Origin of the sequence: Streptomyces chattanoogensis, assembly GCF_001294335.1 — a bacterium.
In the GTDB taxonomy this organism is placed as follows: Bacteria; Actinomycetota; Actinomycetes; order Streptomycetales; family Streptomycetaceae; genus Streptomyces; species Streptomyces chattanoogensis.
Window position 1 is genome coordinate 312,856 of sequence record NZ_LGKG01000196.1, and the last position, 26,241, is coordinate 339,096.

Here is a 26,241-nt window from a genome sequence, read left to right on the forward strand (position 1 = left end):
ATGACGCCCACAACGCGATCTTGGACGGGGCGGCCACGGCCCGTCGTCACGCGGGCGCAGTGGAGTGATGCCGAAGGTTCCGATGGAAGGTTCGGCTGGATCGTGCTGGTCGGGGTGGCCGGATTCGAACCGACGACCTTCCGCTCCCAAAGCGGACGCGCTACCAAGCTGCGCCACACCCCGTCGGTGCGACACGTAGGGTACATGGCTGCAGGCCGTACGGCTGCCAGTTGTTCGGGTTTGCGGACCCGGCCGGCGGGTGGCCGACATGTGGTGTGCGGTGGACCGCCGTGACCCGCTACGATGCACTGCGTGCCGCGGTCCGGTGACCGGTGGCGCTTGCGGGCGTAGCTCAATGGTAGAGCCCCAGTCTTCCAAACTGGCTACGCGGGTTCGATTCCCGTCGCCCGCTCCGAGAAGGAACCCCAGGCCCGATGGCCTGGGGTTCTTCGCATGCCAGGGCGCCGTCGGGTTGCGGGCGTCCCTAAGCTGCGGGCATGGAGATCTGGATCAATCCCGCGTGTTCCAAGTGCCGTTCCGCCCTGCACATCCTGGACGAGGAGGGCGCGCAGTACACCGTGCGCCGCTATCTGGAGGAGCCGCCGACCGCGGCGGAGATCCGCGCCGTACTGGAGCGGCTGGGCCTGGAGCCGTGGGACATCACCCGCACCCAGGAGGCCGAGGCCAAGGACCTGGGGATCGCGTCCTGGGAACGTACGGACGCCGAGCGCGGGCGGTGGATCGACGCGCTGGCCGCGCACCCCCGGCTGATTCAGCGGCCGATCATCACCGCGGAGGACGGATCGGCGCTGGTGGGCCGTAGCGAGGAAGCCGTACGGGATGCGCTGAAGCGGACCGGGGACGGGCGCACCGCCTAGGGGGAAACCGGGTACTTCACAGCTGTTCACAGCTGTGCAGAGCTGTTCACAGCTGTTCACAGACCTTCTGGGGACCGTCGGACCGTCGGGGAACTGCCCAGGAATTTCCTGGGGGCTCCCGGGAAGGCGGCTGCCTAGAAGGTGATGTGGTTGATGGTGTCCGCGATGGATTTGAGGAACCGGTTGATCGACGGCGCTATCCCCGTGGAGGCGAGGAAGAAGCCGAAGAGTATGGCGACGATCGCCGGACCCGCCTTGATCGCCTTCTGTCTGATCAGCACGATGAGGATGATCCCCAACATCAGCACCACTGACAGCGAGAGAGCCACACTGATCACACCCTTGGTCGGAACGCCTCACCGGCCCGGGAGCACGCCGCGCACACCCCCTGACCCCATCGTGCCACCAACTCCTTTCCCAGCGCAGGCGGGTGACGAATCATCGGCCAACGCTTTGCCCGGTTCCGTCCCCTGGCAGCAGCGGGTCCCGGCCAGGGGCGGCCGGGCCCCGTACGGGCGGGGCGGGACGGGGCACGGAATTCTTGCGGAGGCCCCTTAGCGGCGGGTTCCGGTAATTCGGTCCGCCCGGTTCTCCGCGGCCCGCCTCCGCCGCCGGTCCCCGCGTCCGCGGATATTCGGTGCGGTGAATTCCCCATTCGTGGCGTCCGTCACGGCGACCCGATGAGCGGTACGGGCATATCGCCAAGGAAGCGGACATTCCTTCCGGGACGTCCGCAGGGCATATCAACCGTTTTGCGGGCTTGAATCGGGACAAGTCGGGTCGTTGGGACGGTGTACTTCCAGGACTCTGCGAGGAATCTCACGGCGGACCGGCAGGGTTTATCGGCGCGCTATACGGGGCCGCACCTGGGGAAATAGCGAATAACGCGGGAGCGGTTTTACGCATTAGCCGTGCGCCGCTATCGTGCCTGGGATGTTTCCCGCTGCCCCCACACCGCGACGCGAGCTCCCTCCGGCCACGGAGGCGCCCGCGGCGAAGGACACCCCGGCACCGGCGCCCGCCCCCGGCAGCGCGCCCAAGCTCGGCCGGGACGCGTTCTTCGACAACGCGAAGTACCTGGCCATCGTGCTGGTGGCGATGGGGCACGTATGGGAGCCGCTGACCGACGGCAGCCGCGCCGCCGAGGCGCTCTACATGACCGTCTACACCTTCCACATGCCGGCGTTCATCATCATCTCCGGCTACTTCTCGCGCAGTTTCGACATGCGCAGGGACCGGCTGCAGCGGCTGGTCACCGGCGTCGCCGTCCCGTACGTCCTCTTCGAGACGGCGTATGCCTTCTTCAAACGCTGGGCCGACGACGACCCCGGGCATCCGATCAGCCTGCTGGATCCCTGGTTCCTGACATGGTTCCTGGTGGCGCTGTTCATCTGGCGGCTGACCACCCCGCTGTGGAAGGTCGTGCGCTGGCCGATCCCGCTGGCGCTGGTGATCGCCGTACTCGCGTCCGTGTCACCGGACATCGGTGACGATCTGGACCTGCAGCGGGTGTGCCAGTTCCTGCCGTTCTTCGTGCTGGGGCTGAATCTGCGACCTGAGCACTTCACGCTGGTGCAGCGGCGGTCGGTGCGGATCGCGTCGGTGCCGGTCTTCGCGGCCGCGCTGGTGATGGCCTACTGGGCGGCGCCCCGGATGTCCTCGGCGTGGTTCTACCACCGGGACAGCGCCCAGGAGTTGGGCACCACCGGCTGGATCGGCCTGATCATGACGCCGACCCTGTTCGGCTGCTCGCTGGTGCTGACGGCCTGCTTCTTCTCCTGGGTGCCCCGGCGCAGGATGTGGTTCACGGTGCTCGGCGCGGGGACGCTGTACGGCTATCTGCTGCACGGCTTCCTGGCCAAGGGCTCGCGGTTCTGGGGCTGGTTCGACGACTACCGGTGGCTGCACACGCCGCTGGGTGAGATCGCGGTCACAGTGATCGCCGCGGGCATTGTGACGGCGCTGTGCACGCCGCCGGTGCAGCGGGCGTTCCGGTGGGCGATGGAGCCCAGGATGGCGTGGGCGTTCAAGAAGGATCCGGCGGACACGGCGCGGGCGCGGGCCGGGACGTAGCCGCGCACCCCGCCGTGGTGGCCTAGAAGCACTCCACCAAAGCCACCGTCTGCGACCAGTCCCCCTCCCGCAGCGCCTTCGCCGGGAGGACGAAGTGGAGATAGCTGCCGTCGCCGCACAGGTCGTGGTGGCCGATGGTGACGAGGTGGCGGTAGGGCTCGTCCGCCGAGAGGGCCTTGAGGTCGTGCGTACCGCCCTCCAAGTGCGGCCAGCCGAAGGCCTGGTCGGGTGAGAAGTGGACGTCGTCGTAGGCGTACAGGCCCTGTTCCTGCTCGCAGTACGTCCGCCAGGCCTCGCCGAAGCGGTCCGCTATCAGCCAGCCGGGCATGGAGGCGTAGTAGGTCGCCCAGTCCTCCGTGCCGGTCTCCCCGGTGTAGTCCAGGGTGTCCAGGACGGGGTCGTAGTCGACCGAGAAGGGGGAGGGGAGGGTCACCACCGGCACCGCGTAAAGAGCCACGGGGTCGGAGGCCGGGGCTGGTGCGGGCGCCGCCACCTCCACCGCCTGTGTGTGCCGGGCCGGGACGATCCGGCAGCGGCGCGGGTCCTCCAGCGGGAGGTGCCTCTCCCCGCTGTGAGGGTCAGCCTCGAGGTAGAAGACGTTCAGCAGCCCGGCCCCGGCCGGCGGCCGTTCGTCGACGGGCCACGGCCCGAGCGCCTCGACGTCCAGGACGGCGAAGAGGCTCAGCGGCGCACCCTCGCACTCCGGCCACGGCGTGCCCGGGTCCAGCAGTGCAGGGCCGCCCCAGCGGGTGTGTCCGGCCGGGGCGGTGCCGTCCTTGACCGGGCGGAGTCCGAAGCCGGGTCTGGCCAGCGCCGCCATCTGTGTCCCGAGGTGCTCCCCCAGGTGCGCGATGCACAGTTGCCGCACTTTGGCCGCTTCTGCGCCGTAGTCCCAGCCGATGTCCGTGTCCCCGTATGCCATACGGACATCAAAGCAGGGCCGGGCCGGCCTCTCAGATGTCGCGTCTCATCAGATGCCGCGTCTCAGGCATCGCGTCTCAGGCATCGCGTCTCAGATGTCGCGTCTCAGATGTCGCGTCTCAGGCGTCGCGGCAGATCAGCAGCAGGGCGCGGTCGTCGTTGACGTCCTTGGCGACGGCCTCGATCAGATGCCAGGCGGCGCCGGCGAAGCCGCTGGTGACATAGCGGTCGGCCTCGCCGGTGAGGCGGTCGATGCCCTCGGCGATATCGCGCTCGGACGATTCGACGAGGCCGTCGGTGAAGAGCATCAGGACGTCGCCGGGGCGCAGCGTGCCCTTGACCGGGTCGAACTGGGCGCCGTCGTACACGCCGAGCAGCGGTCCCTCGCCCGACTTCTCCTCCCAGCGTCCGGAGCCCGCGCTGAGCTGGAGGGCGGGCAGATGGCCCGCGGAGAGGAGTTCGTAGTCGCCGGATTCCAGGTCGAGGACGAGATGGATGGAGGTGGCGAAGCCCTCGGCCCAGTCCTGGCGCAGGAGGTAGCCGTTGGCGGCGGGGAGGAAGCCGTGCGGCGGGAGGGAACCGAGCAGGCCGCCGAAGGCGCCGGAGAGGAGGAGGGCGCGGGAGGCGGCGTCCATGCCCTTGCCGGAGACGTCGGTCAGGACGACCTCGAGGATATGGCCGCCGTGGGTGCGGGAGGCGACGACGAAGTCGCCGGAGAAAGACTGGCCGCCGGCCGGGCGCAGCGCCATCTCGTGGTGCCAGCCCGGGGGCAGTTTGGGCAGGGAGCTCTGGACGCGGATCCGTTCGCGCAGGTCGAAGAGCATGGTGCCGCCGCGCCGCCAGGGCACCCCGACCCGGCTGCGGAACTGCGCGATGAGCAGGCCGAAGAGCCTGACGGAGGCCACGACCAGGACGGTGCCGGGGGTGATGCGGTCGGGGCCTTCGTCGTACGGGCCGAAGAGTGCGGACTCGACGACGAGGGCGGCGGCGGAGGCGCCGTACAGGACGAGGAGGTTGGCGGGGCGGAGCAGCAGTCCGCCGGCGATGACGGGGAGGACCAGGGCGGTGGGGGCGAGCCATTCGGGTCGCCAGAGGGTGCCCGCGGCGATGGCGGGGATGGCAAGAAGGAGGACGACCAGCGCGAACCGGTCGGAGCCGTCGCCGCGGAAGTAGTCGACCCCGGCCTTGCGCACGCCGATACGGGCCCGGTGCAGGCCTTTGTGCATCCGGGCCGTCAGGGGTTCCGTTCGGGTTTCCGTCCCCGGGCCGCTTGTCATCGCTCTGGGACCCTATCCACCCGTTCGGCGGTGCGTCGATTCGCCGCACGTCGCCCCGGGGAATTGCCGGGAAACGGCGTTCGAAATGCGGTCGCGCGGCCGGAGAGCGTCCAGTTGGGACGGGGACGGCCGGCCGGCCGGGCGCGTGTCAGACGCGGCTGCCGTCGCCGGCGGGCGGCTGGCACCCCGGGCACCAGAAGAGGTTGCGGGCGGCGAGTTCCGCGGTGCGGACTTCGGTGCCGCAGATGTGGCAGTGCTGGCGGGCGCGGCGGTAGACGTAGACCTCGCCGCCGTGGTCGTCCACCCGGGGCGGGCGGCCCATCGCTTCGGGCATGTGCTCGGGGCGGACGGTGTCGATGCGGTTGTTCCGTACGCCCTCGCGCATGAGGGCGGCCAGGTCCGTCCAGATCGCGTCCCATACGGGGCGGGTGAGGTCGCGGCCCGGGAGGTACGGGTCGATGTGGTGGCGGAAGAGGACCTCGGCGCGGTAGACGTTGCCGACGCCCGCGATGACCTTCTGGTCGAGGAGCAGGGCCGCGAGCGTGGTGCGGCTGCGGGTGATGCGCTGCCAGGCCCGGTCGGGGTCGCCGTCGGGGCGGAGCGGGTCCGGGCCGAGGCGGTCGTGTATCGCCTGCTTCTCGGCGTCCGTGATGAGGGCGCAGGTGGTGGGGCCGCGGAGGTCCGCGTAGGCGGTGGGGGTCGCGAGGCGGAGGCGGACCGTGTCGGTGGGGGGCGGGGCGGGTGCGCCGCCGAAGCCGAGCTTGCCGAAGAGGCCGAGGTGGATATGGATCCAGCCGGTCTCGGCGAAGCCGAGGAAGAGGTGCTTTCCGTGGGCCTCGGTGGTGGTCAGCACCTGGTGGTCGGTGAGGGCCGCGCTGTCGGAGAACTTGCCCTGCGGGCTGGTTGTTCTGACCTTGTGTCCCAGGAAGCGGGCTGCGTAGTCCTGGGCCAGGCGGTGGATGGTGTGGCCCTCAGGCACGAGTCTCCTCCGGAGGGGTTTCTCGGTACGTTGCCGGGTGCGGCGCCGTTTTCAGGTTTCCGGTGCGCGGGGCTGTTCGGCTGCGGCGCCGGGCCTGGGCGGCTTCGCCGCTGCGGCCCGGCGCCTCCCGTGGGCGGGTGGTGAGTTGCGGGGGGGGCGTTGTTCTACTGCTGTGGGTGATGCGCGGGAATGTCCGGGAGCTCACCCGTGGTCTCGTACGCCGAGAGCATGTCGATGCGGCGGGTGTGGCGTTCCTCGCCGGAGTACGGGGTGTTGAGGAAGACGTCGATGAAGCTGGTCGCCTCGTCCCGGGTGTGCATCCGGCCGCCGACCGAGATGACGTTGGCGTTGTTGTGCTCGCGGCCCAGCTTGGCGGTTTCCTCGCTCCAGGCCAGTGCGGCGCGGACGCCCTTGACCTTGTTGGCGGCGATCTGCTCGCCGTTGCCGGAGCCGCCGATCACGATGCCGAGGCTCTGCGGGTCGGCCGCGGTCCGCTCCGCGGCGCGGAGGCAGAACGGGGGGTAGTCGTCCTGGGCGTCGTAGATGTGGGGGCCGCAGTCGACGGGCTCGTGGCCATGGGCCGTGAGCCACTCGACGAGGTGGTTCTTGAGTTCGAAGCCGGCATGGTCGGAACCGAGGTACACGCGCATGGCCATGAGTGTGACATGGCGCGCGGTGGGCAGGCGCCTTCGGGTCGTAGTGCGGACGGGGGGTGCGGGCAGGGTACGAGCCGGGGTGCGCACCGCGATCCGGATCCGGGGCTTCCGTAACGGTAGTTCACAAGATCTAATGCCTGGGTTCCACATCAGAACGACGAAGGACGGTGCACATGGGCGCGGATCCGCCCGAGGGGCTCCAGGCAGGACTCAAGAATCGCCATCTGTCGATGATTGCCATCGGCGGGGTCATCGGCGCCGGTTTGTTCGTCGGCTCCGGTGCCGGTATCGCGGCCGCGGGGCCCGGCATTCTGATCTCGTACGCCCTGACCGGGCTGCTGGTCGTGCTGGTGATGCGGATGCTCGGCGAGATGGCCGCGGCCTCCCCCACCTCCGGTTCTTTTTCCGCTTATGCCGACCGGGCGCTGGGGCGCTGGGCCGGTTTCACCATCGGGTGGCTCTACTGGTTTTTCTGGTCGGTGGTGCTGGCCGTCGAGGCGACCGCCGCGGCCACCATTCTGACGGGCTGGGTCCCGGCCGTCCCGCAGTGGGCCTGGGCGTTGTTGGTAATGATCGTGCTGACCGGGACGAATCTGGTGTCGGTCGGTTCTTTTGGTGAGTTTGAGTTCTGGTTCGCCGGTATCAAGGTGGTGGCCATTGTTGTTTTCCTCGTGGTCGGTGCGTTGGCGGTATTTGGGCTTCCGCCGGGCGATCATGCAGTGGGTCTGTCGAATCTGACCGGACAGGGCGGGTTTCTCCCGCACGGTCCGGGGGCGATTCTCTCGGGCATGCTGCTGGTCGTTTTCTCCTTTATGGGAAGTGAGATCGTCACGCTGGCGGCGAGCGAGTCGCCCAATCCGGTGCAGGCCGTGCGGAAGGCCGTCAGCAGTGTGATCTGGCGGATCGCCCTCTTCTATCTCGGGTCGATCGCGGTGATAGTGACGCTGCTGCCGTGGAATGACCCGGCGGTGCGCAAGAGCCCGTATGTGGCGGTGCTGGAATCGCTGGACATTCCATACGCGGGCACCGTGATGGACGTGGTGGTGCTGACCGCGGTGCTGTCGTGCCTGAACTCCGGGCTCTACACCGCGTCGCGGATGGCGTTCTCGCTCGGGGAGCGGGGGGATGCGCCGAAGTCCTTCGCGACCGTCAACAAGGGCGGGGTCCCGGCGGTGGCGACCTGGGCGTCGGTGGCCTTCGGGTTCATCGCGACGATCTTCAGCTACACCTCGAAGGACACGGTCTTCCAGTTCCTGCTGAATTCCTCGGGTGCGGTGGCGCTGTTCGTCTGGCTGGTCATCTGCTTCTCGCAGCTGCGGATGCGGCGGGACATCGAGCGGAACACGCCGGAGCGGCTGACGGTGCGGATGTGGCTGTACCCGTGGCTGACCTACGCGACGATCGGGCTGATCGTGTTCGTCGTGGGCTATATGTTCTACGACCCGGACGGGCGGGAGCAGATGGTGTTGTCGGTGGTCGCGGCCGTGGTGGTGCTGGCGGTCGGGCTGGTGCTGGACCGGCGGCGGCCGCGGGAGGCCGCCGCGGGCGACGGTGCCGCTGCTGCCAGGGAGGCGGCCCGGCCCGTGAAGCGGTAGCCGGCAGCGGACAGCAGTACGGGCCCCGCCTCACCTCTGCGGTGCGTGCGGGGCCCGTTCGCGTGGGCGGTGCGGCCGTCAGCGGCGGCCGGCGAGCTTCCAGGCCGCGGGCAGGGCGCCCATGGCCAGCGCCGCCTTGAGGGCGTCGCCGATCAGGAACGGGACGAGGCCGACGGCCGCGGCCTGACCGAGGGACATTCCGGTGCTCAGGGCGAGGTAGGGGACGCCGACGCCGTAGATCAGTGCGGTACCGGCGGCCATCGTCGCCGCCGTGCGGAGGACTCCGCGGTCGCCGCCGCGGCGGGCCAGGGCGCCCACGACGGTGGCGGCGAGCAGCATGCCCAGGATGTAACCGAAGGTGGCACCGCCCGCGCCGGAGGCACCGCCCGCGAACCAGGGCATACCCGCCATGCCCGCCAGGGCGTACAGCGCCAGCGAGAGCAGGCCGCGGCCCGCGCCGAGCGAGGCGCCGACCAGGAGGGCGGCGAAGGTCTGGCCGGTGACCGGGACCGGGGAGCCGGGGACCGGGACGGCGATCTGCGCCGCGATGCCGGTGAGCGCCGCGCCACCGAGAACCAGCGCGGCGTCGCGGACGCGGGCGCGGGAGGCGGTGGCGGCGCCGGGCAGCAGGTCGGCGAGGACAGCACCGGATCGGGGGAAGGCAGCAGTGCTCATCGGGGCTCCGCGGGGTGAGGGGTCGTGGGACAGGCCGGACGGGTTGACGTTAGTCCAGGGGGCCGGTGGCGATCATCGTGTGACGGCGACAAAGCCGTACCGGCCCGCTTGGAGAGTTCTGCCCAACCGCCAGGACCGCCAGACCTGTTGGGGCGGCGGGCGTCTACGCAGGTCACGTGATGCTCATCACTGCGGCTGCCGCGGCAGGACGCCGGTTTTGTGGTAGCGCACGGCGGGCGGGGAAACTGGGGGCCGCCCCGCGATGACCTGTGGGGTTCCACCAAAGACGACCGTGGAAGTACTCCGCCGAAGCACCCCTTCGCGGCCCTTCTCCGGCGCCCCGCCTTTCGTCACCCCTTGCGAGAGTACGAGCCCATGCGCGACACCACGTCCCCGGCCGAGGCCCCATCCCTCGGCGCGGGCCCCGGCGAACAGGAGCCGCTGAACGGCGGGCTCAAGCAGCGCCATCTGACCATGCTGGGCCTGGGCGGGGTGATCGGCGCGGGGCTGTTCGTGGGCTCCGGCGCGGGGATCGCGGTGGCCGGTCCCGGGATCGTGCTCTCGTATCTGATCGCGGGCGCGCTGGCGATGCTGGTCATGCGGATGCTCGGCGAGATGTCGGCGGCGATGCCGGCCTCCGGGGCGTTCTCGGTGCATGCGGAGCGGGCGCTGGGGCGCTGGGCGGGCTTCAGCGTGGGCTGGTTGTACTGGTTCCTGCTGGTGGTGGTGCTCGCAGTGGAGGCGACCGGCGCCGCGGGGATCGCCAACGGGTGGGTGCCGGCGGTGCCGCAGTGGGGCTGGGTGCTGATCTTCATGATCGTGTTCACCGCGGCCAATCTCACCGCGGTGAAGAACTTCGGGGAGTTCGAGTTCTGGTTCGCGGCACTGAAGGTCGCGGCGATCGTGCTGTTCCTGGCGCTGAGCCTGCTGGCGGTGTTCGGGGTGCTGCCGGAGACGGAGCCGGTGGGGCTGACGAACCTCACGGGGCAGGGCGGCTTCCTGCCGAACGGCTGGTCGGGCGTCGTCTCCGGTGTGCTGGCGGTGGTGTTCGCGTTCGGCGGGCTGGAGGTCGTCACCATCGCGGCGGCCGAGTCGGACGATCCGGCGCGGGCGGTGGGCCGTGCGGTGCGCAGCGCGGTGTGGCGGATCCTCTTCTTCTATGTGGGGTCGATGCTCGTCATCGTGACCCTGCTGCCGTGGTCGGCGATGCGGCCGGGCACGAGCCCCTATGTCGCGGTGCTGGACAGCATCGGGGTGCCGGGCGCCGGACAGATCATGAACATCGTGGTGTTCGTGGCGCTGCTGTCGGCGCTGAACGCGAATCTGTACGGGTCGTCGCGCATGGTGTTCTCGCTGGCCGAGCGCGGGGAGGCGCCGCGTGCGCTGCTGAAGGTGTCGGGGGGCGGGGTGCCGCGGCGGGCCGTACTGGCCTCGGTGGCCTTCGGGTTCGTCTCCGTACTGCTGAATCTGAAGTGGCCGGATTCCGTCTTCCTCTACATGCTCAATGCCGTGGGCGCGGTGCTGCTGTTCGTCTGGGGGCTGATCGCCGTCTCCCAGCTGCGGCTGCGTCCGCGTATCGAACGCGAGGCGCCCGGGAAGCTGACGTTGCGGATGTGGGCGTTCCCGTGGCTGACGTGGGTGGCGCTGCTGGCCATGGGCGGTGTGCTGGTCCTGATGCTGACCGACGAGGCGGCCCGGCCGCAGCTGCTGTGGTCGGCCGGGGCGACGGCGGCGGTGCTGGTGGTGGCGGGTGTACGGGAGCTGCGGGCGCGGCGGGCGCGGCGGGCGCGGGGCTGACGTCTTTGCGACGCATCCGTGGCGTATACGCTGCGGCGGTCCCGGGAGCCCGGGGCGCGGGGCGCACACATCGCAATTGACGATGAATCGACCACGGGCGGTCACGATCTCGTCTGAATAGCGAACATTCGCTGCACGACTGTTGCCCTGAGCGGACACAGGCACTCAAACTGAGCGCGTTTTATCGCAGGACCCCTGGAGTTGAGCCGTCGGCGGCCCCGGGAGAACGCAGTATCACCCCGCTCCGCTCTCACATACTGGGACAGGTACGACATGAATCGGACACCCTCGTCCGCGGCACCGCAGAGCCGGCAGGCCGATGCGGTCCAGGGCGCCGGCCAGGACGGCGGACCCGCCCTGTCCAACGGCCTCAAGCAGCGCCATCTCTCGATGATCGCCCTGGGCGGCGTGATCGGCGCCGGCCTGTTCGTCGGCTCCCGCGAGAGCATCGCCGCCGCGGGCCCCTCGGTCGTGCTGGCCTATGCGGTCTCCGGCGCGCTGGTCATGCTGATCATGCGGATGCTGGGCGAGATGGCCGCGGCCAATCCGGCCTCGGGCTCCTTCTCCGTGCACGCCGAGCGCTCCATAGGCCCGTGGGCCGGCTTCACGGTGGGCTGGATGTTCAGCGCGCTGCTGTGTGTGGCGGTGGCCGCCGAGGCGCTGGGCGCCGCGGACATCATGACCCAATGGTTCCCCGCCACCGAGCCGTGGATGTGGGTGCTGCTGTTCATGATGGTCTTCACCGGCACGAACCTGGCGGCGGTCAGCAACTTCGGTGAGTTCGAGTTCTGGTTCGCCGCGCTGAAGGTCGCCGCGATCGCGATCTTCCTGGTCCTGGGCGTGCTCGCCATCTGCGGCGTGCTGCCGGGAACCGAGGCGCCGGGCGCCTCGCATCTGACCGGTGACGGCGGGTTCCTGCCGCATGGCACGGACGGCCTGATGGTCGGCCTGCTGGCCTCGGTGTTCGCATACGGCGGGCTGGAGACGGTCACCATCGCGGCGGCCGAGTCCAAGGACCCGGTGCGCGGGGTGGCGAGCGCGGTGCGTACCGCGATGTGGCGGATCGCCCTCTTCTACGTCGGCTCGATGGCCATCATCGTCACCGTCATCCCCTGGAGCGCCCCCTCTATCGCCAAGAGCGGTCCCTATGTCGCCGTCCTGGACTACCTCCAGATCCCGGCGGCCGGCCAGATCATGAACGTCGTCATCCTGGTCGCGCTGCTCTCCGCGGTGAACGCCAACCTCTACGGCGCCTCGCGGATGGCCTACTCCCTCATCTCCCGCGGCCAGGGCCCTGCCTTCCTGGGCAAGGTCAGCGGCGGTGTGCCGCGCCGCGCGGTGCTGCTGTGCTCCGGCTTCGGGTTCTTCACGGTCTTCCTGAGCTTCGCGTACCCCGACACGCTCTTCCTGTGGCTGCTGAACATGGTCGGCGCGGCCGTCCTGGTGGTGTGGGCCTTCATCTCGGTCTCCCAGCTGCGCATGCGGCGCCGGCTGGAGCGCGAGGCGCCGGAGAAGCTCGTGGTGAAGATGTGGGGCTTCCCGGTCCTGACGATCGTGGCGCTGGTGGGCATTGTCGCTGTCCTGCTGCTGATGCTGCGGGACGAGAACCAGCGCATCCAGCTGCTGTTCACGGGCGGCTTCGGTGTGGTGCTTGCCGTGATCGGGCTGATCCGGCAGAAGACGGTCGCCAAGAGCGCCGAGTAACCCTCAGCAGCCCGTCACCGGGCGCCCCATTGTGCAGGCGGGGCGGGACCTCCTTCCGAGGTCCCGCCCCGCCTCCGTCTTTGGGACCAGTCCGGTGCCCGCAGCCGTCCGGTGATCACTCCTGCTGATAGCGTGCTCTTGCACATTGTTTGCAACTACTGCACTTACGCAGCTTGGAGGCGGGATCGGCATGGCGACCTACACACTTCCGGAACTCCCTTACGACTACGCGGCGCTGGCGCCGGTCATCAGCCCCGAGATCATCGAGCTGCACCACGACAAGCACCACGCGGCGTATGTGAAGGGCGCGAACGACACGCTGGAGCAGCTGGCGGAGGCGCGCGACAAGGAGGCCTGGGGCAGCATCAACGGCCTCGAGAAGAACCTCGCGTTCCACCTCTCCGGGCACATCCTGCACAGCATCTACTGGCACAACATGACCGGTGACGGCGGCGGCGAACCGCACGAGAAGGACGGCGTGGGCGAGCTGGCCGACGCCATCGCGGAGAGCTTCGGCTCGTACGCCGGGTTCAAGGCCCAGCTGACCAAGGCGGCGGCCACCACCCAGGGCTCCGGCTGGGGCGTGCTCGCGTACGAGCCGGTGAGCGGGCGGCTGATCGTGGAGCAGATCTACGACCACCAGGGCAACGTCGGCCAGGGCTCGGTGCCGATTCTGGTCTTCGACGCCTGGGAGCACGCCTTCTATCTGCAGTACAAGAACCAGAAGGTGGACTTCATCGAGGCGATGTGGCAGGTCGTCAACTGGCAGGACGTGGCGAAGCGGTACCGCTCCGCCAGGGAGCGCGCCCACAGCCTGCTGCTGGCCCCGTGAGGACGTAGCAGCCCTGTGCGTCCCGCCTCGTGATCGTCTTCTCACCCTTCACTTGGCGGGCGGAATGAGCGAAGCCCCCGCGAGGACGTGACTCGCGGGGGCTTCGTGGTGCCGGGATCAGGCGGTATCGATATCAGGCGGTATCGGTATCAGTCGAAAACCGGCCCCTGCGTCCGGGTCCGCTTGATCTCGTAGAAGCCCGGGATGGACGCCACCATCAGCGTGCCGTCCCACAGCTTGGCGGCCTCCTCGCCCTTGGGGGCCGGGGTGACGACGGGGCCGAAGAACGCGATCTGGTCGCCGTCGGAGCCGGGGACGGCGATGACCGGGGTGCCGACCTCCTGGCCGACGAGGTCGATACCGGCCTTGTGCGAGGCGCGCAGCTGCGCGTCGTACGTGTCCTTGTCCGCGTACTCGATCAGATCGGCGGGCAGGCCCGCGTCGTCGAGGGCGGCGGCGATGCTCTCGGGGGTCACGCCGAGTCCCTCGTTGTGGATGCGGGTGCCGAGCGCGGTGTAAAGGCGGCCGACGACCTCGTCGCCGTGCAGCTGCTGCGCGGCGGTCACCACGCGGACCGGGCCCCAGGCCTTCCCGCCGGGGCGGATGTTCTCGCGGTACTCCTCGGGCAGCTCGTCGATCTTGTCCTCGTTGAGCACCGCCAGGCTCATCACATGCCAGCGCACCTCGACCGGGCGGACCTTCTCCACCTCCAGCATCCAGCGGGAGGTCATCCAGGCCCAGGGGCACAGCGGGTCGAACCAGAAGTCGGCGGGGGTCTTCGCGGTCTCGGACACGGGGTCTCCTCATGCGGGCGGTGCGGCGATGTTCGATAGCGGTCGGACGGTTCAACAACCACACCCCGTGCCATGATTCCCAGTGTTCGGTGTTCGATATTCGAGACGAGGACGAGGGAGTCACGTCGTGCCAGGTGAGAATCTGTCCCGGGACGAAGCGCAGGAGCGGGGCCGGCTGCTGAGCGTTGACGGGTACGACGTGGCGCTCGATGTCCGCTCAGCGGTACAGCACGGCGAAACCGCCGGGGGCTCCGCCACCTTCCGCTCCCTGACCACGATCCGCTTCCGCTGCGCCGAGCCGGGCGCGGCGACCTTCGCGGATCTGCTCGCCCCGTCGGTCACCTCCGTCACCCTCAACGGCCGCGCGCTGGACCCGGCCGAGGTCTTCGACGGCGCCCGGATCGCGCTGGAGGACCTGGCCGCCGAGAACACCCTCGTCGTCGATGCGCAGTGCGCCTACAGCCGTACCGGCGAGGGGCTGCACCGGTTCATCGACCCCGAGGACGGCGAGGTCTATCTCTACACGCAGTACGAACCGGCCGATGCGCGGCGGGTCTTCGCCAACTTCGAACAGCCGGACCTGAAGGCGCCGTTCACCTTCGAGGTGACCGCCCCGGAGGGGTGGGTGGTGCTCAGCAACGGCGCGGAGGAGGGTACGCCGGAGAACGGCCGGCACCGGTTCGCGACGACCCGGCCGATCTCGACGTACATCACGGCCGTGGTCGCCGGTCCGTACCACTACGTCTCGGACAGCTACCGCCGCACCTTCGAGGACGGCAGCGAGCTGGAGATCCCGCTGGGGGCGCTGTGCCGCAAGGGGCTGGCGCGCTATTTCGACACCGACGACATCTTCACCGTCACCAAGCAGGGGCTGGATTTCTTCCACGACCACTTCGACTATCCGTATCCCTTCGGGAAGTACGACCAGGCATTCGTCCCGGAATACAACCTGGGGGCGATGGAGAACCCGGGGTGTGTGACCTTCCGGGAGGAATTCATCTTCCGGGGGAAGGTGACCGAGGCGTCGTACGAGGGCCGGGCCAATGTCATCCTGCACGAGATGGCGCATATGTGGTTCGGCGACCTGGTGACCATGCAGTGGTGGGACGATCTGTGGCTCAAGGAGTCGTTCGCGGACTTCATGGGGGCGTTCTCGCTGGTGGGCGCGACGCGGTTCGAGAACGGCTGGATCACCTTCGCCAACCGCCGCAAGTCATGGGCCTATCGCGCCGATCAGCTGCCGTCGACCCATCCGGTCACCGCCGACATCCGTGATCTGCAGGACGCCAAGCTGAATTTCGACGGCATCACGTATGCCAAGGGCGCGTCGGTGCTCAAGCAGCTGGTGGCGTACGCGGGGCAGGATGCCTTTCTCGAGGGTGCGCGGCGGTATTTCCAGCGGCATGCGTACGGCAACACCCGGCTCGCGGATCTGCTGTCGGTGCTGGAGGAGACCTCGGGGCGGGACATGGCCGCCTGGTCGCAGGCCTGGCTGGAGACGGCGGGCGTCAACTCCCTCACCCCGCAGGCGACTTATGACGCCCAGGACCGCATCACGGAGCTGAGCATCTTCCAGGAGGCGGCCGCCTCGCACCCGGAGCTGCGGCCGCACCGGGTCGCGGTGGGGCTCTACCGGCGGCGGGACGACGACGGTGCGCTGGTGCGGTACGCCCGCGCGGAGGTGGATGTCGCCGGTCCGCACACGGTCGTCCCGGAGCTGGCCGGAGCCGAGCGGCCCGAGCTGATCCTGGTCAACGACGAGGATCTGACGTACTGCAAGATCCGGTTCGACGAAGGGTCGCTGGCCACGTTGCGGGCCCGGCTCGGCGACCTCGAGGACCCGCTCGCACGGGCACTGTGCTGGGCCGCGCTGTGGGGCCTGACCCGCGACGGGCTGATGCCGGCCGGCGACTATCTGGACCTGGTGCTGCGCTTCGCCGGCCGGGAGACCGAGATCGGGGTGCTCCAGTCGCTGCACACCCAGGCCCGTACGGCACTGGAGCACTACTCCGCGCCCGCCCGCCGCGAGACCGCCGGCCGGGAGCTGGCCGAGGGCGCGCTGCGCGAGCTGCGGCTGGCCGAGCCGGGCAGCGGGCACCAGCTGGCCTGGGCCCGGCACTTCGCGGAGATCGCCTCGAGCCCCGCCGATCTCCAGCTGCTGCGCGGCCTGCTGGACGGCAGCGCGAAGATCGACGGTCTGGACGTGGACCAGGAGCTGCGCTGGGCGTTCCTGGAGCCGCTGGCCTCGCACGGCGTCGTGGACGAGGCCGACATGGACGCCGAGCTGGCCCGCGACGACACCGCCTCGGGCAAGCGCCACCACGTCCGCTGCCTGGCCGCCCGGCCGTCCGCCGAGGTCAAGGCGCAGGCCTGGGCCGATGTCGTGGTCTCCGACGCGCTCTCGAACGCCCTGGTGGAGGCCACCATCAGCGGCTTCGTCCAGCTCGGCCAGCGGGAGCTGCTGGCCCCGTACGCCCCGCGCTACTTCACGATGATCGAGCGGGTGTGGCAGGAGCGGTCCATCGAGATCGCGATGTCGGTGGTGCGCGGGCTGTTCCCGTCCTGGCTGGTGGCGCAGAGCACGCTGGACGCGGCGGACGCCTGGCTGGCGGAGCACGCTCAGGCGGCGCCCGCGCTGCGCCGGATGGTCTCGGAGGAGCGGGACGATCTTGCGCGGGCGCTGCGCGCACAGGCTTGTGACGAGGCGGCCGCGCCCAGGCCGTAACCCGGCTGTCGACCAGCCCTTTTCGGCAGTCGAACGCCCGTACTTTAGGACGGCGTTGTCCGGTTTCGGGTACGGGCGTGTAACAGCGGTTAGCGGGTGGAGGGGGCGCGGGAATGGCCGGATCATGAACCACGACACCCCGCTCTCCCCGCTCCCCCTCCGCCAGCTGTCCGGCATCCACTGCCGCGTGCTGACCGCCAGTCAGCTGCGCGAGCACGGCATCCTGCCGGCGGAGACCGCCGAACGGTGCCGGCCCGGCGGCCCCTGGCAGCAGGTCCTGCCCGGTGTGTATCTGCTGCACCCGGGGCCGCCCACCAGCGAGGAACGGCTGCATGCGGCCCTGCTGTTCGCCCGCCACCGGGGGCCGGCCGTGCCCCGCCAGGGCGGCGGACAGCCCGAGGCTCCGGCCGCGATGATCACCGGCCTGGCGGCGCTCGCCCTGCACGGTTTCACCACCGCTCCCCCGCTGCTCGCCCTCGACCGCATCGACGTGCTGGTCGCCCGCACCCGGCGGCTGCGCTCGACCGGCTTCGCGGGGATCGTCCGGGCGGTGGAGATGCCGGTGCCGCAGGAGATCACCGGGGTGCCGACCGCGCCGGTCCCGCGCGCGCTCGCGGACGCGGTGGCCCATCTCGCCGATGCGTCGTCGGTGCGCCGGCTGCTGACCGAGGCGGTCCGCGGCGGGCACTGCGAAGCGGCCACGCTGGTACGGGAGCTCAGCCGGGCCAGGCTGCTGACGCGGCCGCACGTGGTGAACGCGGTGGACACCCTGATGGCCGAGGGCCGCGCGCTCGCCGAGCAGCGGCTGTACGCCATGGTGCACCACCACGGTCTGCCCGACCCCTGCTGGAACGTCGATCTGCGGCTGCCGGGCGGGCCGCACCTGGGCGGGGTGGACGCCTACTGGCCGGACCACTCGGTGGCCCTGGAGATCGACACCCGGGCCCCGCGCCACGACCAGGACCCGGCGCGCTCCTCGTACGACCAGCGGCGCGAGCACCTGGAGCGGCTCGGCATCACGGTGGTGCACGTCCTGCCCCGCACCCTGCGCGATGCCCCCGGCCAGGCGGCCGCGGTGGTGCGGACCGCCCTGATGGCGTCGGCGGACCGGGAGCCGAGCGCGTATGTGGTGGTGCTGCCCCGATAGCCGGGATGCGTGCGCTAGCGCTTGACCAGCAGCTCGACGTTGCGGTCCCGGGCCGTACCGGCCAGGTCCGTGCGGGCCTCCGGTGCGTTGAAGGACAGCTCCCGGTAGAGGGCGGCCAGCCCGGTCTGGGAGAGATCGGTGAAGTCCGTGCGGTGCGGGGCCGCCGATTCGACCAGGGTCGTGAACAGCGACAGGGTGCCGTCGTGGTTGTCGACCAGTTCGATGACCCGGGCCAGCTGCGGGAAGTCGATGTGCGAGGCGGTGGAGACCTCCCAGAAGCTGCCGTGCGGGGTGATGTCGTTCTTGTGGCTGTGACCGTTGATCCAGCCGACGACGCCGGGGTGGGCGGCCAGTACCTCCACCAGCTCGGCACCCCCGTGCCGCTTCTCGTGCGGCCGGGCCGGGTCGGGCCGGGTGTTGTTCATGGTCTTGCTGGTGTGGTGGCTGAAGACCAGGACATGGCGGCCCGCGCCCTTCGCCTCGTCCTTCAGCACCCGCTCGAGCCAGCGGAGCTGGCCGTCACCGACCGATCCGGTGTAGTGCCCGCCGGGGTCCGTCGTGTCCAGGCTGACGCCGAGGACGTGGTCGGAGACCGGGAAGGTGTAGTAGAGCCGGTCCTCGGCCAGACTGGCGGCGGTGTAGCCGTGGCCGTGCGGGCCGGGGCCGGTCCGGGCCGGGTCGAGGTGGGCCTTGAGGTACTCGGCACGGGTGAAGGGCGCGCGGCGCTCGTCGGGGGTGACCGGCCGGGCCTGCCGCGCATGCGCCTTCAGCAGCCGCTTGAAGTCCTCCCCCTTGGGGTCGAGGCCGTTCTTGACCGCCTTCCACACCTTGGCGGCCTCCGCGGCGGGCAGCGTCTCCAGCTTGCGGCCGCCGGTGGCGATCTCGGTCCAGTAGGGATCGCCGGGCGCGTAGCAGCCGCCGGGCAGCGAGTCGTGGTTGCCGACCGTGGAGTACCAGGGCAGCCGCAGCCCGGGGCTGTGGACGGTACGGATCGCGGCGTCGAGGAACCCGTGCAGCCGCGGGAAGCCGAGCTTCTTGTCGGCGTCGCGCAGTGCGCTGTCCGGCTGCCAGTAGAGGGTGAGGCCGCTGTCCTGGACGCCTTCGTAGCGGCGCGGGTCACCGGAGTTCGGGGTGATCCGGCCGCCGCTCATCGCCGTCAGGAACCAGTCCAGCTCCAGCTTGGAGTTGTTGTCCGTGTTGTCCCCGGTGGTCATCACGAAGGAGAGCGGGGCGCCGGTGGCGGGCCCGCCCGGCAGCGCGTTGACCCGCTCGATCAGGGAGACCACGCCCGCGACGGAGAGCGCCTCCTGCGGCCGCCAGGCGCTCGCGGTCTCGGCGCGCAGGTACTCGTAGCGCAGCGGGCTCTGCACATCGACCAGGTGCAGATCGGTGAACTGCACGAAGGACGCCAGCGCGGTCCGGCGCCGGTCCCGGCCGCCGTGCGCGGCGGCCAGGTCGGCGCGGACGACGCGGTCCCAGGCGGGGCCGTCGGCGAGGCGGCGGTAGCCGGAGGTGCCGCGCGGGGCGGCGACGCTGCCGAGGGTGGTGCCCTTGGTGTACGGGGCGCGGGGCACGGCGGGCGCCTGGACCGGGGCGGGCGCGGCGGGGGCCGGGCCCGGGGCGACGGTGACGGCCGCGGCGGGCCGGTCGGTGCCGAGGCCGAGGGCGAACCCGAGCCCGGCGGCGGCACCGACGGCGCCGGTGGCGGTGAGGAAGGTACGGCGGTCGAGAGCGGCGGACCGTATACGGGACATACGCGAACTCCCCGAGTGCGAACGCGAAGGCGGCCGGGCAGCGCAACTGCCCTGTCTCCTTGGATCGTTGGCATCGGGGATGACCTGCGAGTGAACGGCACCGCAACGCCGTTCGCCTATCACCGCACAGGGATCTGCCCGCAATCGGCCGGTCACCGTACTGCGTTCCCGGCGGCGAATACCGGTCACCGGGAGTTCATCTGACGGGGCAGCGGACGGGCCCTGACCCCTCGGACAGGCCCTGGCCAGGAGTCGTCCGGCTCCCCGCCGCGCGGCCATACCGCGACGGCGATCAGCACGGCGGCCCAGACGGCCAGCGGCGTCAGCGGCCAGTAGAACCTCTGCTCGCCCCTGCGGAAACACTGCACGCCCCAGATCGCCGAGAGGATCACGGCGCCGCCGAGCCAGTAACGCCATTCCTCGATCCACTCCCGCAGCTCCTTGCGGTCCCGCTCGTCCACCTCTGCCCCTTCCGGCGCGCCTGGCATATCCGGGCGCTTGAGAATACGACCGTATCCCAAAAAGAATACGCCCGTATCCTGAAGAGGCACCGGGAGCGATACCAAGAGTGGCTTCGGGAGTGATACCGGGAGTGAGGAGCAGCACACCGTGCCCAAGACCGTGGACCGCGAGGAACAGCGCCGCCAGATCGGGGCCGCCGTGCTGCGCCTCGCCTCCGAGCAGGGACTGGACGAGGTCAGCGTGCGCACGGTGGCCGCCGCCGCCGGCCGCTCGCCGGGGGCCGTGCAGAAGTACTTCCGCACCAAGGACGAGATGCTGGCCTTCGCCGCCGAGCTGGCCGGCGCGCGCATCGAGGAGCGGATGGCCGCCGTCGACCCCGGTCTGCCACCGCGCGAGGCGCTGTGTGCGCTCGTCCTGACCACCCTCCCCGTGGACGCGGAGCGCCGGGCCGAGGCCGCCGCCCAGCTGGCCTTCGCCACCCGTGCGGCCCACCACCCCGGGCTCGGCGCGATCCGCCGGCGGGTCGACGCGGACGTCCGCGAGGCCCTCGCCGGCTGGCTGGCGGACGCCGGGCACGGCCGCGGCCCGGAGCCGGGCGCCGACTGCCTGGCCCTCGCGGATGCCGTGATCGCGCTGTCCGACGGGCTGGCACTGCGGCTGCTGTACGCCCCCGATGACCGGGAAGCGCTGCTGCGCGCCCTCGACCGCGCCCTGGACGCGCTGGTTCCGCCGGCGGTGCCGCACCCTTGAACCGCGGACCCCGCCCGGGCCGGTCACGCTCCACAGAATGGAACGGATTGGACAAGGCGACGGGTGTCACACACATGATGGGAGCACTACTGAGCAGGTGTTCCCAGCAGACATCTCCATCAGGTCGGATCCAGGCCGGGTCCGGGCCGGATCCATCAGGTCGGAAAGAAGGAGTCCCATGAGGATCGGAATCGTCGGAGCCACCGGACAGGTCGGCGGCGTGATGCGGGGCATTCTCGCCGAGCGGAACTTCCCGGTCGAGCAGCTGCGCCTGTTCGCTTCGGCCCGGTCCGCCGGACGTACGCTGCCCTGGCAGGACACCGAGATCACCGTCGAGGACGCGGCCACCGCCGACTACTCCGGCCTGGACATCGTCCTCTTCTCGGCCGGCGGCGCGACCTCCAAGGCGCTGGCGCAGAAGGTCGCCGACGCCGGCCCGGTCGTGATCGACAACTCCTCGGCCTGGCGTCGTGACCCCGAGGTCCCGCTCGTGGTCTCCGAGGTGAACCCGCAGGCGATCACGGACCGCCCCAAGGGCATCATCGCCAACCCGAACTGCACGACCATGGCCGCGATGCCGGTGCTGCGTCCGCTGCACGAGGAGGCCGGTCTGGTCTCCCTGGTCGTCGCCACCTACCAGGCGGTGTCCGGCAGCGGTCTGGCCGGCGTGGCCGAGCTGGACGGGCAGGTCCGCAAGGTCATCGAGCAGGACGCCACCAAGCTGGTGCACGACGGCGCCGCGGTGGAGTTCCCCAAGCCGGACACCTACGTCGCCCCGATCGCCTTCAACGTGCTGCCGATGGCCGGCTCCCTCGTCGACGACGGTCTGAACGAGACCGACGAGGAGCAGAAGCTCCGCAACGAGAGCCGCAAGATCCTGGAGATCCCGGACCTGAAGGTGTCCGGCACCTGCGTCCGTGTCCCGGTCTTCACCGGCCACTCCCTCCAGGTCAACGCCCGCTTCGCGCGTCCGCTGAGCCCCGCCCGCGCCCAGGAGCTGCTGGCCGGTGCCCCCGGCGTCGTCCTCTCCGACGTGCCGACCCCGCTCGAGGCCGCGGGCCAGGACGCGTCCTACGTGGGCCGCATCCGCGGGGACGAGACCGCCGAGAACGGCCTGTCGCTGTTCGTCTCCAACGACAACCTCCGCAAGGGCGCCGCGCTGAACGCCGTCCAGATCGCGGAGCTGGTCGCCGCGGAGCTGCGCGGCTGAGCCCCCCTTGCGGCTGAACCGCCGCCGCTCTCGCGGAGGTGGTTGCGCGCCGTGGGGGTTGCTCAATTGTTGGCTGATGTGCCCGGCGGGGCCCGTACGGAGGCTCCGTACGGGCCCTCGGCGTTGGCGGCGGGCCCGTCTCAGGGGCGCCGGACCTCGTACTGGAAGCAGCCGTACTCCAGCGCCCGTACGTGCACCAGCGCCACCTCCGGATCGGCGAACGCCTCGTCGAAGACGGCGTCGAACCCGCTCTCCGCGTCCTCCGGGATCTCGAAGAACCGGCCGCCGGCGATCTGCCCGTCGGTGTTGTAGCGGCGGACCGTCCGCAGCGCGCCCGCCCGCGCGAAGGGGTACCCGGCGGCGTCCGCGTCCGGCCCGTCACACGCCCCCGCGTGGATGAAGACCGGCCCCAGCTCGCAGTACGCCCCCGGCTCGGCCCCGGTGGCCGCCGCCCACCGCCGCAGCGGCGCATACGAGACGAGCGCGATCCGTTCGCCGGGCCGGATGTCCCGCAGGCAGCAGCGGAGCGGGCTGCCGACGCAGTGCACGGGGACGCCGTCCTCGCGGGCGGTGAAGGGTTCGAGGGGGCGGCCGGCGTCGTCGGTGTCCTGGAGTTCCTTGAGGGTGGGGGGAGGGATGGGGCAGGGGGTGTAGCGGGGGGCGGAGTGCGGGATGTGCTGGATCATGTGGTCAGTTTGCGGCTTTTGCTCGTCGGGTGCTGGCGGAATTCGGACGTCGCGCAGGAATTCCGGGTTCCGGTCCCAGCGCACCGCTTCGGGCGGATAGACCCGGAACAGCGAGGTGTCGACGGAGAAGGAGAACGGCTCCGGCAGGTCGACCGCGTCACCGAACCGGTACGGGGCGACCCGGCGGTAGGTCAGGTTCTCCGGGCGGGAGTACAGCTCGATCAGGCCGTCGTGCGGGTCGACGAGGAGGTAGAGCGGGATACCGCTGCGCGCGTACCACTTGCGCTTCTCGGCATAGTCGCCGTCCTGGCCGGACGAGACGACCTCGCCGACCAGCGCGACCCGGTCGGCCGGGAGCGGGCTGGGGTCGCCCTCGATCGCCTCGGCGGTGGCGACGGCAAGATCCGCGGTGGATTCGCCCCCGGACGTCTCCCCGATGAGCGCCTGCCCGGTCAACGCCTCCCAGCCCGCCGCATCGAAGCGTGCGGCGAGCCTGCCCACGATGGCGTTGTGGAACGGTGGCGGCGATCCGTTCATCACGGCCCTTCTGCCGGTCGGTGCCTCGGTGGGCTCGATCGGGCCCAGCCTGACGGAGAGCGGCGGCCCCGGTCCCGGGATCACCGGCACTGCCCACGATCAGGTGACCCGCGCCGTGGAAGGATGGCCGAAGTATCCGATGCGATGACGAATGCGAAGGAGATGGCCGGGTGCCTGGCACGAATCTGACCCGCGACGAGGCGCAGCAGCGGGCGCGGCTGCTGAGCGTGGACGCGTACGAGATCGATCTGGACCTCTCCGGGGCGCAGGACGGGGGTACCTACCGGTCCGTGACGACGGTGCGCTTCGATGCGGCCGAGGCGGGCGCGGAGACCTTCATCGATCTGGTCGCGCCGGCCGTGCACGAGGTCGTGCTCAACGGCGAAGCGCTGGATGCGGCCGAGGTGTTCAAGGATTCGCGGATCGCGCTGCGGGGGCTCGCCGCCGGGCGCAACGAGCTGCGGGTCGTGGCGGACTGCGCGTACACCAACACCGGTGAGGGGCTGCACCGTTTCGTCGACCCGGTCGACCAGCAGGCCTACCTCTACACACAGTTCGAGGTGCCGGACGCGCGCCGGGTGTTCGCCTCCTTCGAGCAGCCCGATCTCAAGGCGACGTTCCAGTTCACCGTGAAGGCCCCCGAGGGCTGGACGGTGATCTCCAATTCCCCGACGCCGGAGCCGAGCGGGAACGTCTGGCGCTTCGAGCCGACGCCGCGGATCTCCAGCTACATCACGGCGCTGATCGTGGGCCCGTACCACAGCGTGCACAGCACGTACGAGAAGGACGGGCGCACGGTGCCGCTGGGCATCTACTGCCGCCCCTCGCTCGCCGAGCACCTCGACTCCGACGCGATCTTCGAGGTCACCCGGCAGGGCTTCGACTGGTTCCAGGAGAAGTTCGACTACGACTACCCCTTTGCCAAGTACGACCAGCTCTTCGTGCCGGAGTTCAACGCGGGCGCGATGGAGAACGCGGGCGCGGTGACCATCCGCGACCAGTACGTCTTCCGCTCGAAGGTGACGGATGCGGCGTACGAGGTGCGGGCCGAGACCATCCTGCACGAGCTGGCGCACATGTGGTTCGGCGACCTGGTCACCATGGAGTGGTGGAACGACCTGTGGCTGAACGAGTCGTTCGCCACCTACACCTCGATCGCCTGCCAGGCCTACGCGCCGGGCTCGAAGTGGCCGCACTCCTGGACCACGTTCGCCAACTCCATGAAGACCTGGGCGTACCGGCAGGACCAGCTGCCCTCCACCCACCCGATCATGGCGGAGATCCGTGACCTGGACGACGTCCTGGTCAACTTCGACGGCATCACCTACGCCAAGGGGGCCTCGGTCCTCAAGCAGCTGGTGGCGTACGTCGGGATGGACGAGTTCTTCAAGGGCGTGCAGGCCTATTTCAAGGCGCATGCGTACGGCAACACCCGGCTGAGCGATCTGCTGGGGGCGCTGGAGGAGACCTCCGGCCGCGATCTGAAGACCTGGTCGAAGAAGTGGCTGGAGACGGCCGGGATCAACATCCTGCGGCCGGAGATCGAGGTGGACGCGGACGGCGTCATCACCGCGTTCGCGGTCCGGCAGGAGGCCCCGGCGCTGCCGGCCGGCGCCAAGGGCGAGCCGGTCCTGCGGCCGCACCGGATCGCCATCGGCGCGTACGAGCTTCAGGACGGCAAGCTCGTCCGCAAGGAGCGCATCGAGCTGGACGTGGACGGCGAACTGACCGCCGTACCGCAGCTGGTCGGCACGGCCCGCCCGGCCGTCGTCCTCCTCAACGACGACGACCTCTCGTACGCGAAGGTCCGCCTGGACGAGGAGTCGCTGAAGGCCGTCACCGAGCACCTCGGGGACTTCACCGAGTCGCTGCCGCGGGCCCTGTGCTGGGCGTCGGCCTGGGACATGACCCGCGACGGCGAGCTGGCCACCCGCGACTACCTGTCGCTGGTGCTGTCCGGCATCGGCAAGGAGTCGGACATCGGCGTGGTGCAGTCGCTGCACCGTCAGGTGAAGCTGGCGATCGACCTGTACGCCGACCCGTCCGCCCGCGACGCCCTGCTGACCCAGTGGACGGACGCCACGCTGGTCCAGCTGAGCATCGCCGAGCCGGGCAGCGACCACCAGCTGGCCTGGGCACGGGCGTTCGCCGCGACCGCCCGTACGCCGGAGCAGCTGGACCTCCTGAAGGGCCTGCTGGACGGCACCCAGGCCATCGAGGGCCTGGCCGTCGACACGGAGCTGCGCTGGGCGTTCGTGGAGCGGCTGGCGGCGGTCGGCAGCTTCGACGAGGCGGAGATCGCGGCCGAGTACGAGCGGGACCGGACCGCCGCCGGTGAGCGGCACGCGGCCACCGCCCGGGCCGCCCGCCCGACCGAGGAGGCCAAGGCGGAGGCGTGGGCGTCGGTCGTCGAGTCCGACAAGCTGCCGAACGCCGTCCAGGAGGCGGTCATCGGCGGCTTCGTCCAGACCGACCAGCGGGAGCTGCTGGCGCCGTATGCGGCCAAGTACTTCGACGCGGTCAAGGGCGTCTGGGACGCGCGCAGCCATGAGATGGCCCAGCAGATCGCGGTCGGCCTCTACCCGTCGCTGCAGGTCCTCCAGGAGACCCTGGACGCGACCGACGCCTGGCTGACCGCCGCGGAGCCCAACGCGGCGCTGCGCAGGCTCGTTTCGGAGTCGCGCGCGGGCATCGAGAGGGCGCTCAAGGCGCAGGCGGCGGACGCTGCGGCGGCCTGAGCCGGCGGCTGATTCCGGCACCGGGGCGGTGGTCCGCCCCGGTGCCGGGGC

21 protein-coding genes, 2 tRNA genes and 1 pseudogene are annotated in these 26,241 nt (G+C 70.5%); 12 read left to right on the forward strand and 12 right to left on the reverse strand.

The features are described from left to right. Nucleotides 1-106: 106 nt before the first annotated feature. A tRNA-Pro gene (locus tag ADL29_RS37860) sits at nt 107-183 on the reverse strand. A 158-nt stretch (nt 184-341) separates the two neighbouring features. Between ADL29_RS37860 and ADL29_RS37865 the strand changes: the two genes are divergently transcribed. Together ADL29_RS37865 and ADL29_RS37870 are read left to right on the forward strand one after the other, a co-directional pair. Next, nucleotides 342-412 (forward strand) — tRNA-Gly (locus tag ADL29_RS37865). Between the two features lie 85 nt (nt 413-497). Further along, nucleotides 498-878: an arsenate reductase family protein gene (locus ADL29_RS37870; RefSeq protein WP_046928022.1), complete on the forward strand. Its 381-nt coding sequence runs from the start codon at nt 498-500 to the stop codon at nt 876-878. Between the two features lie 134 nt (nt 879-1,012). Here ADL29_RS37870 and ADL29_RS37875 read toward each other — a convergent pair whose 3' ends face one another. Next, on the reverse strand, nt 1,013-1,207 hold the full coding sequence (locus ADL29_RS37875) for a hypothetical protein (RefSeq protein ID WP_046931227.1): 195 nt from the start codon (nt 1,205-1,207) through the stop codon (nt 1,013-1,015). 604 nt (nt 1,208-1,811) lie between these two features. On the opposite strand from ADL29_RS37875, the gene ADL29_RS37880 reads away from it, so the two are divergent. Beyond that, the gene (locus ADL29_RS37880) at nt 1,812-2,951 is read left to right on the forward strand and encodes an acyltransferase family protein (RefSeq protein ID WP_053927993.1); all 1,140 of its coding nucleotides are present in this window, start codon (nt 1,812-1,814) and stop codon (nt 2,949-2,951) included. A 22-nt stretch (nt 2,952-2,973) separates the two neighbouring features. Here the strand turns inward: ADL29_RS37880 and ADL29_RS37885 are convergent, their stop codons facing one another. The 4 genes from ADL29_RS37885 to ADL29_RS37900 all read right to left on the reverse strand — a co-directional run bounded on the left by ADL29_RS37885 (nt 2,974) and on the right by ADL29_RS37900 (nt 6,778). Further along, a complete protein-coding gene (locus tag ADL29_RS37885) occupies nt 2,974-3,873 on the reverse strand; it encodes a DUF1963 domain-containing protein (RefSeq protein WP_053927994.1) in 900 nt (299 codons plus the stop codon). A 118-nt stretch (nt 3,874-3,991) separates the two neighbouring features. Further along, entirely contained in the window at nt 3,992-5,149 is a 1,158-nt protein-coding gene (locus ADL29_RS37890; protein WP_053927995.1) for a PP2C family protein-serine/threonine phosphatase, read from the reverse strand. Between the two features lie 148 nt (nt 5,150-5,297). Continuing rightward, a complete protein-coding gene (locus ADL29_RS37895; protein ID WP_053927996.1) occupies nt 5,298-6,128 on the reverse strand; it encodes an Fpg/Nei family DNA glycosylase in 831 nt (276 codons plus the stop codon). 164 nt (nt 6,129-6,292) lie between these two features. Continuing rightward, on the reverse strand, nt 6,293-6,778 hold the full coding sequence (locus ADL29_RS37900; protein ID WP_053928083.1) for a ribose-5-phosphate isomerase: 486 nt from the start codon (nt 6,776-6,778) through the stop codon (nt 6,293-6,295). 179 nt (nt 6,779-6,957) lie between these two features. On the opposite strand from ADL29_RS37900, the gene ADL29_RS37905 reads away from it, so the two are divergent. Further along, nucleotides 6,958-8,379 (forward strand): amino acid permease, encoded by a 1,422-nt coding sequence (locus ADL29_RS37905; protein WP_053927997.1) that lies wholly within the window; start codon nt 6,958-6,960, stop codon nt 8,377-8,379. Between the two features lie 78 nt (nt 8,380-8,457). Here ADL29_RS37905 and ADL29_RS37910 read toward each other — a convergent pair whose 3' ends face one another. Then, the gene (locus ADL29_RS37910; protein WP_053927998.1) at nt 8,458-9,054 is read right to left on the reverse strand and encodes a biotin transporter BioY; all 597 of its coding nucleotides are present in this window, start codon (nt 9,052-9,054) and stop codon (nt 8,458-8,460) included. Between the two features lie 375 nt (nt 9,055-9,429). On the opposite strand from ADL29_RS37910, the gene ADL29_RS37915 reads away from it, so the two are divergent. The 3 genes from ADL29_RS37915 (at nt 9,430) to ADL29_RS37925 (ending at nt 13,387) form a co-directional block, all read left to right on the forward strand. Next, on the forward strand, nt 9,430-10,851 hold the full coding sequence (locus ADL29_RS37915; RefSeq protein WP_053927999.1) for an amino acid permease: 1,422 nt from the start codon (nt 9,430-9,432) through the stop codon (nt 10,849-10,851). A 273-nt stretch (nt 10,852-11,124) separates the two neighbouring features. Then, complete coding sequence (locus ADL29_RS37920; protein WP_053928000.1) at nt 11,125-12,555, forward strand: amino acid permease; 1,431 nt, start codon at nt 11,125-11,127, stop codon at nt 12,553-12,555. A 190-nt stretch (nt 12,556-12,745) separates the two neighbouring features. Further along, a complete protein-coding gene (locus tag ADL29_RS37925; RefSeq protein WP_053928001.1) occupies nt 12,746-13,387 on the forward strand; it encodes a superoxide dismutase in 642 nt (213 codons plus the stop codon). A 149-nt stretch (nt 13,388-13,536) separates the two neighbouring features. Here the strand turns inward: ADL29_RS37925 and ADL29_RS37930 are convergent, their stop codons facing one another. Further along, complete coding sequence (locus tag ADL29_RS37930; RefSeq protein WP_053928002.1) at nt 13,537-14,181, reverse strand: mycothiol-dependent nitroreductase Rv2466c family protein; 645 nt, start codon at nt 14,179-14,181, stop codon at nt 13,537-13,539. A 127-nt stretch (nt 14,182-14,308) separates the two neighbouring features. On the opposite strand from ADL29_RS37930, the gene pepN (ADL29_RS37935) reads away from it, so the two are divergent. Further along, nucleotides 14,309-16,906 (forward strand): aminopeptidase N, encoded by a 2,598-nt coding sequence (pepN, locus tag ADL29_RS37935; protein WP_053928003.1) that lies wholly within the window; start codon nt 14,309-14,311, stop codon nt 16,904-16,906. A 124-nt stretch (nt 16,907-17,030) separates the two neighbouring features. After that, entirely contained in the window at nt 17,031-18,053 is a 1,023-nt protein-coding gene (locus ADL29_RS37940) for a hypothetical protein (RefSeq protein WP_053928004.1), read from the forward strand. Nucleotides 18,054-18,067: 14 nt separating this feature from the next. On the opposite strand, the gene ADL29_RS37945 is transcribed toward ADL29_RS37940, so the two are convergent. Further along, nucleotides 18,068-19,807 (reverse strand): TIGR03767 family metallophosphoesterase, encoded by a 1,740-nt coding sequence (locus ADL29_RS37945; RefSeq protein WP_053928005.1) that lies wholly within the window; start codon nt 19,805-19,807, stop codon nt 18,068-18,070. A 185-nt stretch (nt 19,808-19,992) separates the two neighbouring features. After that, a complete protein-coding gene (locus tag ADL29_RS37950; protein ID WP_053928006.1) occupies nt 19,993-20,268 on the reverse strand; it encodes a hypothetical protein in 276 nt (91 codons plus the stop codon). Nucleotides 20,269-20,416: 148 nt separating this feature from the next. Here ADL29_RS37950 and ADL29_RS37955 point away from each other — a divergent pair, with 148 nt between their 5' ends. Further along, nucleotides 20,417-21,019 (forward strand): TetR/AcrR family transcriptional regulator, encoded by a 603-nt coding sequence (locus tag ADL29_RS37955; RefSeq protein WP_053928007.1) that lies wholly within the window; start codon nt 20,417-20,419, stop codon nt 21,017-21,019. 178 nt (nt 21,020-21,197) lie between these two features. Further along, complete coding sequence (locus tag ADL29_RS37960) at nt 21,198-22,229, forward strand: aspartate-semialdehyde dehydrogenase (RefSeq protein WP_053928008.1); 1,032 nt, start codon at nt 21,198-21,200, stop codon at nt 22,227-22,229. A gap of 140 nt (nt 22,230-22,369) precedes the next feature. On the opposite strand, the gene ADL29_RS45835 is transcribed toward ADL29_RS37960, so the two are convergent. Together ADL29_RS45835 and ADL29_RS45840 are read right to left on the reverse strand one after the other, a co-directional pair. Next, the gene (locus tag ADL29_RS45835; RefSeq protein WP_053928084.1) at nt 22,370-22,915 is read right to left on the reverse strand and encodes a DUF1203 domain-containing protein; all 546 of its coding nucleotides are present in this window, start codon (nt 22,913-22,915) and stop codon (nt 22,370-22,372) included. A gap of 135 nt (nt 22,916-23,050) precedes the next feature. Beyond that, a pseudogene (locus ADL29_RS45840) lies at nt 23,051-23,542 on the reverse strand (Uma2 family endonuclease); the annotation flags it as partial. A gap of 80 nt (nt 23,543-23,622) precedes the next feature. Here ADL29_RS45840 and pepN (ADL29_RS37975) point away from each other — a divergent pair. Then, the gene (gene pepN / locus ADL29_RS37975) at nt 23,623-26,190 is read left to right on the forward strand and encodes an aminopeptidase N (RefSeq protein ID WP_053928009.1); all 2,568 of its coding nucleotides are present in this window, start codon (nt 23,623-23,625) and stop codon (nt 26,188-26,190) included. The last annotated feature ends 51 nt before the right edge of the window (nt 26,191-26,241 follow it).

Bases quoted from the DNA above. Each gene is read 5' to 3' on its own strand.
- ADL29_RS37870 (WP_046928022.1), top strand. From the start codon at position 498: ATGGAGATCTGGATCAATCCCGCGTGTTCCAAGTGCCGTTCCGCCCTG.
- ADL29_RS37880 (WP_053927993.1), top strand. From the start codon at position 1,812: ATGTTTCCCGCTGCCCCCACACCGCGACGCGAGCTCCCTCCGGCCACG.
- ADL29_RS37885 (WP_053927994.1), bottom strand. From the start codon at position 3,873: ATGGCATACGGGGACACGGACATCGGCTGGGACTACGGCGCAGAAGCG.
- ADL29_RS37890 (WP_053927995.1), bottom strand. From the start codon at position 5,149: ATGACAAGCGGCCCGGGGACGGAAACCCGAACGGAACCCCTGACGGCC.
- ADL29_RS37900 (WP_053928083.1), bottom strand. From the start codon at position 6,778: ATGCGCGTGTACCTCGGTTCCGACCATGCCGGCTTCGAACTCAAGAAC.
- ADL29_RS37905 (WP_053927997.1), top strand. From the start codon at position 6,958: ATGGGCGCGGATCCGCCCGAGGGGCTCCAGGCAGGACTCAAGAATCGC.
- ADL29_RS37910 (WP_053927998.1), bottom strand. From the start codon at position 9,054: ATGAGCACTGCTGCCTTCCCCCGATCCGGTGCTGTCCTCGCCGACCTG.
- ADL29_RS37915 (WP_053927999.1), top strand. From the start codon at position 9,430: ATGCGCGACACCACGTCCCCGGCCGAGGCCCCATCCCTCGGCGCGGGC.
- ADL29_RS37920 (WP_053928000.1), top strand. From the start codon at position 11,125: ATGAATCGGACACCCTCGTCCGCGGCACCGCAGAGCCGGCAGGCCGAT.
- ADL29_RS37925 (WP_053928001.1), top strand. From the start codon at position 12,746: ATGGCGACCTACACACTTCCGGAACTCCCTTACGACTACGCGGCGCTG.
- ADL29_RS37940 (WP_053928004.1), top strand. From the start codon at position 17,031: ATGAACCACGACACCCCGCTCTCCCCGCTCCCCCTCCGCCAGCTGTCC.
- ADL29_RS37945 (WP_053928005.1), bottom strand. From the start codon at position 19,807: ATGTCCCGTATACGGTCCGCCGCTCTCGACCGCCGTACCTTCCTCACC.
- ADL29_RS37960 (WP_053928008.1), top strand. From the start codon at position 21,198: ATGAGGATCGGAATCGTCGGAGCCACCGGACAGGTCGGCGGCGTGATG.
- ADL29_RS45835 (WP_053928084.1), bottom strand. From the start codon at position 22,915: ATGATCCAGCACATCCCGCACTCCGCCCCCCGCTACACCCCCTGCCCC.